Below are 13,034 nucleotides of genomic sequence, written 5' to 3'. Positions count from 1 at the left end.
TATCAGCACCTCAATGGAATAGGGAGGCTTGAAATACTGAAGTTTATTTCTTTTATCCCCCTAAAAGGGGGCTATTGACCCTATTTTTCGGTCATTAGATTATTTTTTCACACTTAAGTATAATAGACTTGTCGCTTTATAACTTAAAAAATCCTGAAAACCCTTGATATGTAAAGATTACAGCTATTAGGTTCTTGAAAGATCTTGTAATTATTGCTCTGCTTGAGTTTTAGCGATTTTTTCCATCTATTTAGCGACAAGTCTAATAGTTGAAAAGACAGTGAAACATTATAGCTCACTGTCTCTTGGATGGCTAAATTACGAAAAATTTAGCTACCACACTGTAAGTTTCAGTCAGTGTTTTCGGGGCAGGGAGAAGCGGCAGGGTAAGGGCAAGAATCAGGGGTAGGGAGAATAACACAAGGAGCAGCACCGTCTCCATTAACTATGACATTTGTCATCATCCCTTGGTCTTCATGAATCAGAATATGGCAGTGTAGGACAAATTCTCCATCGAAATCTAAGAACCGGTGACGAATGGTGAGATTGGTTCCATTCGGACAATCACTGCTAGCTGGATTAACAGCAATTGTATCCCACCAACGCCAATTTGAAGGCTCATCATCTCCATCTGGATCAATCTTATCACCCTCTACTTGAAAGGGATTGACATGAATGTGGAAGGGATGAGGAGATCTTGCTTTTAATTTTAGTCCTTCGGGATCTACTTCTGTACTGCAGGGCTTACTGGTGTTAGTACAATCTGGATTTGATAAGACCCATTGTTCAGCAGTACCAAGAGTCACATTATAGTCCTCTCCTTGAGGGTATTGTTCTCCATCAATAAGGTACTTTCTTGGATTTGTTTGAGTGTTAACGGCAAAACTAACGTATTGTGGGTCATTCAAAGAACCTTTTCCACTGACCTTAATTTCCTGATCTTCAATAGGTCTGAGATAACAAGGAAATTCCCCCTCAATGCACTCTGGGATTGTTTCTTCGGCATCAGTTCCTTCGTTAACTTTGACGTAGGCTAACACTTGTGTTGTTCTCCGCGATGCGCCTACATTTGCACTCTGATAATTATCTTTAACGATTTTATAAAGACCTGCTGGCAAATTAACGAGAAAATCAGCCCTATTTCCTGGGGCCAATTCCCAACCGTCTTTATAAGCACCCACACCATCCGCACCAACTTTTTGAGGAGGTTTACCATAGAAAGAAATGCCATCAACCGCAATTAGATACATATCTTCTAACTTTGAGGTGTCACACTTAGTATTGGTGTCGTCTGTGTCAGTACATTTGTATAACTTAAGAGTCATCAGTCCGCGAGGAGTTCCCGTGGCATTGATAAACCGCCACCTTTGTAGGGTATTAGGATTGTCTATAGTTAAGGTAGGTTGGTACTCTCCATTGACTAGGAATTGTACTTTTGTAGTATTGTCCCCTCGCGCTGTATAGAACTTTTCTGGATCAGAAACATCCAGAATTTCCTGAATCAACCAGATTTTATCATTCTCGTCTGTTACCCCTAATTTTCTCTCTTCTGTGGGTTCTGGAATAATAATTGCCCCGGCCATGCCATTAGCAGCTTGAATTGCGGTCGAACCGTGGCGGTGGGAATGATACCAGTGAGTTCCAGGGGCGTGGAATTCAGGAATGGCAACGCAATATTTATTTGTTTGACCCTCGGGGCCAACTTCTGCGAAGACATCATCAGAAGAAAAAAGTATTTTGTTGTCAGCACCTCTTTTACTTTTTGGGGAAACGTGCAATCCATGAAAGTGCATAGTTGTGGTATTGAAGCACGCAGGTTTATTTTGGTGTTGCAACGTGTCGCAGGTTTCCTTATCCACCTTGTTAGGAGGTAGGTTATTGATCAATGTGAATTCAATCTTTTCCCCTGGATTGCGCCTAAAAGTCGGTCCAGGTATTAAATCGTTATAAATGCGCACATCAATAGTATAGTCCTTTTTCAGATTTTGTGGAAGAGTTAATTGACCTTCTCCTACACACAATTCATTTCCTGTGAAGTCTGTAGGATTGGAAAAATCAGGGTAACAAAAGGGCGTAGGTTCAGGAAGAGTAAAGGATGGAACTTTAGAGATTGATTTGGCGATCGCTTCACGAGGCAGAATGAAGGCAGCAGCAGCAGCAGTCATTCCAGTTCCTAAAAATACTCGTCTACTTATCCCTAATTTTTGGGTATCTTGTTCTGGGTTTTCCCAGGCTTTTTGTTGATGATTTGGCTCGATCATTTCCTTTAAAGACTATTTATACAGTTCTATCGGGTAAAACAGTTTTACTAAAGTTCTACACTCTGTCATATTAGCCTTTATTTGTGGAAATTAAGGAATTAACTTAACAATTTATTGCAAAGTTTTACGCTCTGTCATATTAGCCTTTATTTGTGAAAATTAAGGAATTAACTTAACAATTTTTTATGATTATCAGGGCTTACGCAAACTTGTGGATAAAACGCTACCTGTAGAGGGTTAATAGCCATTCGCCCCTACTAGATATGGCAGTTCTGCGTAAGTCCTGATTATGATTTTTCTCTATCTTTTAACGAACATTACGAAAGATAAAATAAACCGCTCCTAATAAACAAATAGAAGCCAAAATATAATCTTTTTTTATAGGTTCTTGCATCACAAAGAAACTAAAAGGAATAAAAGCAATTAAGGACATTCCTATCTGTATAATTTGCAATTTTGATAAGCCAAGTTCAGGATAACCAATCCGGTTGGCAGGGATAAGAAGTGAATATTCAAAGAAAGCAATACACCAACTTAATACTGAAGCAACATACCAAGGATGATTATTCAAGTATTTTAAATGTAAATACCAAGCCATTACCATAAAGGAATTGGAAATTGTGTAGAAAAAAAGGACTTTTCCTAAGACTGACATCAAGTTTATATAAAATTTAGATAGAGGATTTAACTAGAATACTTCAGAGAGAAAATAATCAATATTTAACAATACAGAGTTTGAAAGTGAATTGCTCTCAAAAAAATTAATAACTGATAATTGATAAAGAAGGGGATTATGATTGCAAATAAAAATCATTAATCCCCCCTTTATTTAATATAATCAATATAATTAGGCGTTTCTTGCTGCAACTCGTAACTGATTTAGTTCATCTGCTAACTGAGGTAGTCGTCTCTTACCTTCTTTGTCTAAAGCATGTCTGGTATCTATCCAATCTTTAAGTAACTGTTGTTCTTCAGCTTCATCCCCGATATCCATTGACATAAACCGATAAAAGTAAGAGATATCAAACTCAAGATAGTGGTTAAGGATATCAAAGGGAGCAACAGTCCAATCAATTTGCCAAACCTGTTTTGCCAGACCAAAAACAACTCTTGCTGTAGGCTCATCTTTATATTTTGCTATGGCAGCATTAAGAGCTTGTAATAGACTTTCCTTATTCATTAAAAATTGAACCTATTAAAGTTAGTAGTTGGCAAGTAAATAATACCCCGAAACAATCTATTGAGAGCTGGCAGCAAAAAGCAGGATTAGCTGGAATTAATCCGCCAATAGCCGTTAAAGAATCTGTTCTCACAGAATTAGAAATTTGGGCAAAAACTAAATTTAATAGCTTAGAAAACTCCATTGAATCAGAAGAAGCTTACATCCTTGAAGGCTTTTTTATTCCTCCTAAACAATAAATCAAACACTAAAAAATTAAATCTCAATTACTGAACACTTATGAATTTGCAAACTCCAATCAAAGACAGTCAATTACTTTCGGAATTAGGTAAATCTTTAGTAACAGGTTCCCTCAGTAACCAACAAGTTTTATCTGAAACAGAAAAAGAAGCACCGATTAAGATTTTACCCAGTGCAAATGTATTGAAAATTGGCGGACAAAGCTTTATAGATAGAGGTAAAGCTGCTGTATTTCCTTTAATAGAAGAAATAGCCGAAAATTTAGGCAGCCATGAAATGATTCTTGGTACGGGTGGAGGTACTCGCGCTCGTCATGCTTACAGTGTGGGAGTAGATTTAGGACTACCTACAGGAGTTTTAAGTGTATTAGGAACTTTTGTGAGTATGCAGAACGCTCGGATACTTTATTATCTGCTAGCAAAGCATGGTATTCCTTTTATTGAACCAGTGCAGTTTGGGCAAATGGCACACTATTTAAAAGAAAGAGGAGCTGTGATTTTCTTTGGAATGCCTCCCTATACATTTTGGCATGAAAATCCTAAAATTGGTCGTATTCCTCCCCATAGAACTGATACTGGTTCCTATTTAGTTAGTGAAGTTTTTGGTGCAAAATCAATGATTTTCATCAAAGATGAGGAAGGGTTATATACTGCTGATCCGAAAAAAGATCCCAGTGCTAAGTTTATCAAAAGAATTTCTGTGAAGGAATTAAAAGAGTTAGACTTACAAGATGTGGTGGTAGAACGTCCTGTGTTAGACTTCATGGAAATTGCTAAGAACCGCCGTTCTATTCGCATCATTAATGGATTGGTAAAAGGCAACTTAACTCGCGCTCTTAATGGTGAAGATATCGGCACAGAAATTTATGCTGATAACTGATAGAAGTTAAAATTCAAAATTCAAAAGTCAAAAGTCAAAAGTCAATAAAAGTCAAAAGTAATAATAGAAGTTAAAAGTCAAAAGTTAAAAGTAATCTTTGGCTAAGTTTGACTATTGAGCAATCTCAGGTATCTAAATGCCAAGTGCTATGACTGATGATTGATGACTGATAACTGATAACTGAACATAGGTAATTATTATGACAACTGCATTAGAAGGCAATGGCGATCGCCGACATCATCTTGACTCCCTGTTAATGCGAGAAAGCTTACTCGACAAAGAGGTACAAAAATCAACTGAAGCACCAGTTATTCGGATGCTTCCTGATACTTATGTAGTCAAAATAGGAGGGCGTTCCATTCTTGATAAAGGACGAAGTGCTACTTATCCCGTCCGTGACGCATTAGGAACTTTGTTAGAGTCAAAAAAGCTAATTATTGGCACAGGAGGAGGCGCTAGAACTCGCCATGTCTTCTCCATAGGTTTAGACCTGGGAATGCCTTCTGGTGTATTAGCAGAACTAGCTCAAGCAGATGCTTTGGGGAATGCCCACGTTCTCGGTGCATTGTTAGCTCCATACGGGGTAGTTGCCATTCCTCCAGAAGTTTTCGGACATCTTTTACCCCTATTTATTCGTAGTGTTCCTGGAGTGATTTTTACAGGAGTTCCTCCATATTCATTATGGGAACATCCTCCTGCTATTGGACGCATTCCTCCTCATGGTAGCGACTCTGGTGCATTTTTATTGGCAGAATGTTTTGGGTGTCAAAGTGTAACTTTGGTTAAAGATGTAAATGGACTTTACGATCAAGATCCTAATATCAATAAAGATGCAAACTTTATCTCAGAAATTTCCACAGAGGAAGTGAGAAAAGGTGATTTTGCTAGCTTACCATTTGAACGCATTTTGTTAGATTTACTTGATTATTCCCGACAAATAAGCCAGGTTCAGATTGTTAATGGTCTTGACCCAGATAATATTATTGCGGCAGTAAATGGTGAACACGTAGGAACTATTGTTCATCGCTAAAAAAAATCAGGACTTATGCACCCAATTATTTTTCAAATTACAAAATTTCGTATCATAACCCAGTTTCTGTGTAAGTCCTAAAAAGCCTAAAAAAAATGGCGTTGCTGATTCTGGGTATGATGCAAGCCCCCCTAACCCCCCAATGCGTGGGGGGAATAAAACTCTAAAAGTCCCCCTTTTTTATCCCCCTCCCGTCCCCCGCAGGATCGGGGGAAGCCAGAAGATGCTTCGCTTTTTGTTGAATGGGGGATGCGCGGGGGCTTTACCAGAACCAAAAAATCGCGCATTCATACTTCAATTCAGCAACGCCAAAAAAATCATTTCCAGGACTTGCGTACCTAAACAAGAAACCAGTTCTCTTGGTTTGACGTGCGTAAGTCCTGATTTTTTAATCTATACTATTCTAAATAATGAAAATACAACCGGAGGGGGCGAATAATGACAACAGAAACATCTCCCAAAACCGACGAGTTACTCACCGAAGTAACTCCCGACTGGGAACCACCCATGCCACCTACAGACTTAATCTTTGATGATGGAGAACTCTTGGAAAGCAAACGTCACCGTATTGCCATGAATCTTCTGATTGATTCGTTGTATCAACATTGGTCAGACCGCAGCGACTTTTTTGTCGGTGGCAATATGTTTATTTATTACAGTAGCATTCAAGCGAGAAATCGCGATTTCAAAGGCCCTGATTTCTTTGTGGTCTTGAATGTTGAAGACAATACAGATCGTCAAGGATGGGTAGTTTGGGAAGAAGCAGGTCGTTATCCAGATGCGATAGTTGAACTTACTTCTCCTTCAACTGCTAGTGTAGACATTGGCAGTAAAAAGGATATTTACGAACAAACATTCCGCACCCCAAATTATTTTATCTTTAATCCATTTGACAAGAACTCATTACAGGGATGGCATCTGGTAAATCATCAATATCAGGAGTTACAGCGGAATGATCGGGGATGGTTGTGGTGCCAGAGGTTAGGGCTATGGTTAGGTACTTGGGAAGGAACTATTCTGCGAGAGTCGGCAGTGTGGTTACGATTTTATGACTCTGAAGGAAACTTGGTATTATTGCCAGGAGAAGTAGCTGAACAAGAACGTCAACGTGCTGAACAAGAACAGCAACGTGCTGAACAAGAACGTCAACGTGCTGAACAAGAACAGCAACGTGCTGAACGTCTGGCGGCTAAACTAAAAGAGTTAGGGGTAGATCCTGATTCTGTCTAATTCTAGAAAACATTACAGCGGTTTTCATTTCAGTAGACCACAGTAGGGACGTTGCATGCAACGTCCCTACTGGGTTTTGGTTATGACGATGTGGTTCATCAATTTGAAAAGCGCTGTAATGGAAGCCCATTTCAGTATGGGAGCAAGCTTATGCGATCGCTCCCTTATCTTAGTCTCAAGTTTTGATCAGAACCTAATCTACTGCCGTGACACATCTAAAATGTTGCAATGGTAGAGACGGGTTCGTTTTTTTGATTTTTATCGGGATAATTAAAAAAATTATAACACAAGAGTTACTTTCGTATTGTTCATCTGTGACAATTTTCTCTCTCTTGTAAGAACGAAATAATATCATCTTCGGATGATTAGTTATAAAAAACCTCTTCACTTCAAACTTTGCTCTCTTCCTTCAGCATAGCAGCATAGCTGCCTTCCCTCTGCCAAAGTATAATATCATGTCCGGTTGAACAGTTATAAATAAACACTCAGAATTCTGAATTCTGAATTCTGAATTCAGGAGGGAAGAAAGAAGAAAAGAAGGAGAAAGTTTTTTATCACTAATTATCCGGACATGATATAAGTATTTAACCGAACATGATATGACCTAAGACAGAGAAAAGCTTTTGCCACTGTTCCCTGCTCCGGTGTTCCCTGTTCTCTGCTATAGGATAGTTCTTGATGAACAGAAAACTACTGCATAAATTAGGTATGGGTAAATTAACAACTACTAACACTTTTGACCTGAAACTGTCCCTACAATTTTTTACCCAAACCCAACCTAATTTTTTCTCTTAACATCAACCATGAACTTTGAACTATCTCCCGCTTGGATATCTTTAAAAACTGCAGCAGTCACTACAGTAATCACCTTTTTCCTGGGCATCACAGCAGCACGTTGGATGCTCGGATATCGCGGTAAAGGCAAAGGGATAATTGACGCCATCTTAACATCTCCCCTAGTATTGCCTCCAACCGTAACAGGTTTTCTATTACTACTATTATTTGGTAGAAACGGCCCCCTCGGCCATATTCTCTCATCTCTGGGGATAACATTAATTTTTACCTGGCCTGCCACCGTAATAGCAGCCACCGTTGTCTCATTTCCCCTAATGTACAAAACATCATTGGCAGCTTTTACTCAAATTGACACCAGTCTCCTTGCTTGTGCTAGAACTTTAGGTGCTTCTGAATGGACTGTATTTTGGCGAATTTTGTTACCCTTGGCAAAACCAGGAATTATTGCCGGGACATTATTAGCTTTTGCCCGATCGCTCGGTGAATTTGGCGCTACTTTAATGTTGGCAGGTAGCATTCCTGGGAAAACAGAAACTATTCCGATAGCTATTTTCTTCGCTTCCGAAAGTGGGAATATGAATGAAGCGTTTGCCTGGGTATTAGTAATTTTAGCCATATCTTTAGGGGTAATAACTGGTGTCAACTATTGGTCAGAATCTAAAATCAAAAAACGTAGGGCAAAAAAAACAGAAAAGCAAATTGTAGATGTGCGTTCTGTACCCGTAGTCAAAACACAACCGTTGAGACTAAACTCCCACACAAACTCACAAAATCTATTAGTAGATATCCAGAAAAAATTGCCTGGGTTTCTTTTGGATGTTTGTTTCAATGCTAATAACAAACCATTGGGGTTATTAGGAGGATCTGGTGCTGGTAAAAGTATGATTTTACGTTGCGTTGCTGGTTTAGAAACTCCCACAAGAGGACGAATTGTTTTAAATGGGCGAGTATTATTTGATTCGCAACAGAAAATTAATTTGCCCAGTCGCGATCGCCGTATTGGTTATCTATTTCAAAATTATGCTCTCTTCCCCCACATGACTGTAGCTAAAAATATTGCTTTTGGTTTGCCCAAAGGTTTATCGTCCACAGAGATTAAACAACAAGTGGAAGCTTATCTATCCGCAGTACAGTTACCAGGATATGGCAAACGATATCCAGCAGAACTTTCCGGAGGCCAGCAACAACGGGTAGCTTTAGCACGAGCATTAGCAAGTCAACCCGATGCTTTGTTGTTGGATGAAGCTTTTTCCGCATTAGATACCCACCTGCGCCATCAGATTGAAACATTGGTTATTGCCACCCTAGAAAATTATCAAGGAGTGACTTTATTGGTGACTCACAACTTAGAGGAAGCTTACCGAATTTGCCAAAATCTCTTGGTTGTCGATGACGGAATTATTCTGACTCACGGTGTCAAACATGACATTTTTGAATATTCTACCAGTGTAAGAGTTGCTCAGTTAACTGGTTGTAAGAACTTTTCTCAAGCAGTAATTATTGATGATCGTAAAGTAGAAGCTGTTGAGTGGGGATGCAGTCTTGATATTCTCGAACCCATTCCAGAACATTTTTCTCACGTTGGTATTCGCGCTCACCAGATTACTTTTACGGAGGAAGCAAACCAACCTAATACTTTTCCCTGTTGGTTAGCAGCAACCAGCGAAACTCAACATCGGATGACTTTATATTTGAAATTATATCGACCTGCAAGAAATGCTTTTGACTATGATTTGCAAGCAGAAGTATTTAAGGAAAAATGGAATCAAATTAAAAATCGTTCTTTTCCTTGGCAGGTTTGTTTAGATCCATTCCGTTTGTTATTACTAGAGGGTACTCCATCTCAATCAAATGTTAACTGGCATCTGCAAGACTCCCAAGATATGGTGTTGGTGAAACGTCAAAGCAAAAATACAATCAAATAATACCAGTTAGGACTTACGCATGAACGCTATTGGTAGTGGACTGACACACCTTAAATGGTGCATTAGATTCAATTCAAAAGTCATGCATTCATGCATTCAAAAGTAAGAATTTTCAAGTTAAAAGCTAATGCACAGTTTTAGAGATGAAACGATCCAGTAGGGTGTGTTAGCGCTAGCGTAACTGAGCAGCAATCCATATATAGTGCCTTTGCGTAAGTCCTGTTCTGTGTGAGAATTAATTTTATTTTTGATTTTTGGAGATGTCTAATTAGGGTTTGCTGAAAAAGTCTTATGTGTGAGGGTAGGAGTCAGAATTTCCGTTTGTCATGCTTCCCTACGGGATGCTACGCAAACGCAAACAGCAATCCTGCAATTCAGGAGCTAGGGGAGTTATAGAGGAGGTAGTCAGAAAAATTGTAAGAGTGATTTTTCTGCCATAATCGTCTGAAAATACTAGCTTTATGCAGCTCTTGCCACCAAAAAGCTGATACTTTTTGAGACCAAAAAAGGCTGAAACCAATATCAGTCAATGCTTTGATATTTATTCAGCAAACCCTAATTAACAAAAACGGCGACCAATAATAAGGATGATTATTCTCACTCTGTATCAAACTAATCTGGGCTTGACGTAATGCTTCGGCTGTGGTATGGTCTGGATCATTATTCTGTAATATCATGTCCGGATAATTAGTGATAAAAAACTGTCTCCTTCAACTCCAGTTATTCTTCTTCCAACTTCAGTCTTCCCCTCCTGGGAGGGGGAGGGGCGAGGGGTGGGTTGACTCCTGACTCCTGACTCCTGACTCCTAAGTCGTTATTTATTTATAATATCATGTCCGGATAATTAGTTATAAAAAAACTTTCTCCTTCAACTCCAGTTCTTCTTCTTTCTTCCCTCTTTACTCCTGACTCCTGACTCCTGAGGACTGACTCCTCCGTAGTTATTTATTTATCACTGTTCAACCGGACATGATATTACTCCTGTAGGTAGATTTTTAGGGGCGATCGTTGCATTAATAGGAGTTGGTATATTTGCTTTACCCGCAGGTATAGTTGCTTCTGGTTTTACTGAAGAAATAGAAAAAAAACGAGCTTCAAATCAAAATAAAAAATCCATAATTTGTCCCCATTGTGGTCAGAAAATAGATGAAGAATAACAAGATTATTGCAGTAGTGGACTGTTCCATCTAAAGTAGTGCGTTAGAATTTTCCGAAGCGTTTCCGCTGTCACGGACATGAAAAGCGCAGCTTTGCGATAGCAAACGATAGTGTTTGCGTAGCATTCCGTAGGAAAGCAATCTCTAGTAGATTTCCTATTAGACATCTCCAAAAATCAAAAATAAAATCAATTCTTACCCATAAATTATCAATTATTCTTCCCTGTTCCCTGTTCCCTGTTCCCTGTTCCCTCTTTTCTGGAGATGTCTATTGCATCATTTTAGTTGAAACAGTCCAGTAGCTACATTAAAGTTGAAAAAATAGACTTTACTTATGCAATAATCTCAAATGGTAAAGTGTATCAGGTTGAAAATTATCAGCCACCAACACCAAACCATAACCAACTAGCAACAAAAACAAAATATGACAACCCGTAAAATAATTAAAACTGACAAAGCTCCCGAACCAGTTGGCCCATATAATCAAGCGATCGCTGCCACAGGTCAAATGATTTTCGTCTCAGGTCAAATAGCGATCGACACTAAAACCAATCAAATAGTCTACACCGACGATGTAAGCAAACAAACAGAACAAGTTATGGCAAACCTAGAAGCTATACTCACCGAAGCAGGTGCCACTTGGTCAAGTGTTGTCAAAACAACCGTCTTCCTCAAAGATATGAACGATTTTGCCACTGTCAACGCCATTTACGGTAAATACTTCGACCCCGAAAATGCCCCTGCCCGTGCCTGTGTTGAAGTTGCTCGCTTGCCCAAAGATGTACTTGTAGAAATTGACTGTATTGCAGTAGTTTGAAAAGCAGTATTTGCTAGACACAGGTATTCGGCATTACAGCAGTTTTGGAGTTGATGAGGTACAAAATTTTAGGACTTTAGGGAGTAGGGAGTACGGAAAAAGAGATTAGCCTTAAAACTGTACCTCATTATCCTAAAAAGTGCTTTCATTAATTGATAATTGATAATGGATAATTGATAATTACCTCTGGTTAAAACCGTTACGGAATTGAATATAAGGAGATATTATTTCTTTTTTTTTCCCCTTAAAAGGGAAGGCTTTAAACCAAAATTATTTAATTATTAATAATTAATAATTAATAATTCGGTAATATCATCAGGACTTACCCATTGACAATAGATATAGGGTGTCGCTCAGTTACGCTACCGCTAACACACCCTACCAATAGTGTTTATGCGTAAGTCCTGATCATGTCCAGTAAATTAAGAGTCACTAATCTATACTATAGTGGAGCATACTATATTTGTAGTATCTTGTATGAAGTAAGCATAATTTTACCGAATAATTAAGGTTTAAAGCCTCTCACTCGCCGTGGAGAAATAAGAAAATATTTTCCTTTTATTCAATCCTCTTCCTTTTAGGGAGAGGTAATTATCAATTATCCATTATCAATTATCCATTATTGAATATATTCCCCCAGGGTGCTTACCTTAAAGATTTTTGAAAGCGAAATTACTGAAAAAGTAGGAAATAGAATTCAGACTTACCCACTACAAACTATTTTCGTCTGTAGCGACCTATACCGGAAGCAATTTCAAATCCCAGTTTTCGTACCTCATGCGTAAGTCCTGAGAACAAAACTGCACTTCAATATTACAATATATTAAGTTTAATTAATTGGTTATTTAATTAAAGTAACAATTTATTTCAGATTTATGGCCAATTTTTGACACTAAGATTTGAGAGTGCTAAAATATTATCAGTTTTTTGACTATCGTAGGGCATCTTCATGTGTAATCTTCTCACAATAAGGAATACACAGATATAAAACTAGGAAAAACATCATTATTGATACAAATTATATCAGGAAATGTCTACTAGAGCGGTGAATAGACTGGTAGATATATCCCTGACATCTAAATAACTGATTCATCTAACAATATAAACAATTGTTAAATTTTTAACCTTGTGTAAATTTAAGTAATTTTTAGTATAGGTGGTTTGAAAATAGAAAATAGGAGGATTTAAAGGAAAAAAATTTTAAGATTCTAAAATTATTCAAGTCCACTCAACCTAAATTCAAACTACTATAGCAATGTGCACTGGCTTATGTACAAATGACAAGAACTGTCCCATAGCTAAAAGTCTTATACTATTCAAACGGAGATGCTGCGCAAACGGTTTTTAATTCCCCCTTCCGGAGCTGTTGTCTGTTGCCTGTTGCCTGCGCACAGCGCTATATTATAGTAGGAGAGATAAAATCATTGAATATTTGTCGTCAACAGTTAGTATTAATTGTTATTATCAATTATATTTATTGCCCACAAATTAAATAGGAATCAAGACAATTTTGTCTCAAA

The 13,034-nt window shown here is 38.2% G+C and carries 10 protein-coding genes; 6 read left to right on the top strand and 4 right to left on the bottom strand.

What is annotated here, in order from left to right; all coding sequences use genetic code 11:
• Positions 1-350 precede the first annotated feature (350 nt).
• The 3 genes from F6K54_RS02255 to F6K54_RS02245 form a co-directional block, all read right to left on the bottom strand.
• Positions 351-2,261 (bottom strand): multicopper oxidase family protein, encoded by a 1,911-nt coding sequence (locus tag F6K54_RS02255; RefSeq protein ID WP_293073882.1) that lies wholly within the window; start codon positions 2,259-2,261, stop codon positions 351-353.
• 307 nt (positions 2,262-2,568) lie between these two features.
• The gene (locus F6K54_RS02250; RefSeq protein WP_293073879.1) at positions 2,569-2,916 is read right to left on the bottom strand and encodes a DMT family protein; all 348 of its coding nucleotides are present in this window, start codon (positions 2,914-2,916) and stop codon (positions 2,569-2,571) included.
• A gap of 192 nt (positions 2,917-3,108) precedes the next feature.
• Complete coding sequence (locus F6K54_RS02245; protein WP_293073877.1) at positions 3,109-3,441, bottom strand: hypothetical protein; 333 nt, start codon at positions 3,439-3,441, stop codon at positions 3,109-3,111.
• A 279-nt stretch (positions 3,442-3,720) separates the two neighbouring features.
• On the opposite strand from F6K54_RS02245, the gene F6K54_RS02240 reads away from it, so the two are divergent.
• From F6K54_RS02240 to modB, 4 genes are all read left to right on the top strand, one after another.
• On the top strand, positions 3,721-4,560 hold the full coding sequence (locus F6K54_RS02240; protein ID WP_293073875.1) for a hypothetical protein: 840 nt from the start codon (positions 3,721-3,723) through the stop codon (positions 4,558-4,560).
• Between the two features lie 199 nt (positions 4,561-4,759).
• Positions 4,760-5,590 carry a hypothetical protein gene (locus F6K54_RS02235; protein WP_202224946.1) on the top strand — a complete coding sequence of 277 codons (831 nt, stop codon included), beginning with the start codon at positions 4,760-4,762 and terminating at the stop codon, positions 5,588-5,590.
• A gap of 438 nt (positions 5,591-6,028) precedes the next feature.
• Complete coding sequence (locus tag F6K54_RS02230) at positions 6,029-6,820, top strand: Uma2 family endonuclease (protein ID WP_293073868.1); 792 nt, start codon at positions 6,029-6,031, stop codon at positions 6,818-6,820.
• Positions 6,821-7,623: 803 nt separating this feature from the next.
• Positions 7,624-9,540 carry a molybdate ABC transporter permease subunit gene (gene modB / locus F6K54_RS02225; protein ID WP_293073865.1) on the top strand — a complete coding sequence of 639 codons (1,917 nt, stop codon included), beginning with the start codon at positions 7,624-7,626 and terminating at the stop codon, positions 9,538-9,540.
• A 545-nt stretch (positions 9,541-10,085) separates the two neighbouring features.
• On the opposite strand, the gene F6K54_RS02220 is transcribed toward modB, so the two are convergent.
• Positions 10,086-10,217, bottom strand: coding sequence for a CHAT domain-containing protein (locus F6K54_RS02220; RefSeq protein WP_293073862.1), 132 nt, complete (start codon positions 10,215-10,217; stop codon positions 10,086-10,088).
• Between the two features lie 765 nt (positions 10,218-10,982).
• On the opposite strand from F6K54_RS02220, the gene F6K54_RS02215 reads away from it, so the two are divergent.
• A complete protein-coding gene (locus F6K54_RS02215; protein ID WP_293073859.1) occupies positions 10,983-11,135 on the top strand; it encodes a hypothetical protein in 153 nt (50 codons plus the stop codon).
• A complete protein-coding gene (locus F6K54_RS02210; protein WP_293073856.1) occupies positions 11,122-11,514 on the top strand; it encodes a RidA family protein in 393 nt (130 codons plus the stop codon). Before F6K54_RS02215 ends, F6K54_RS02210 begins: the two co-directional genes overlap by 14 nt.
• The last annotated feature ends 1,520 nt before the right edge of the window (positions 11,515-13,034 follow it).

It is taken from the genome of Okeania sp. SIO3B5, from assembly GCF_010692555.1.
Taxonomy (GTDB): Bacteria; Cyanobacteriota; Cyanobacteriia; order Cyanobacteriales; family Microcoleaceae; genus Okeania.
Note: the sequence above shows the minus strand (reverse complement) of the source record. Positions and strands in the feature narration are given on the sequence as shown.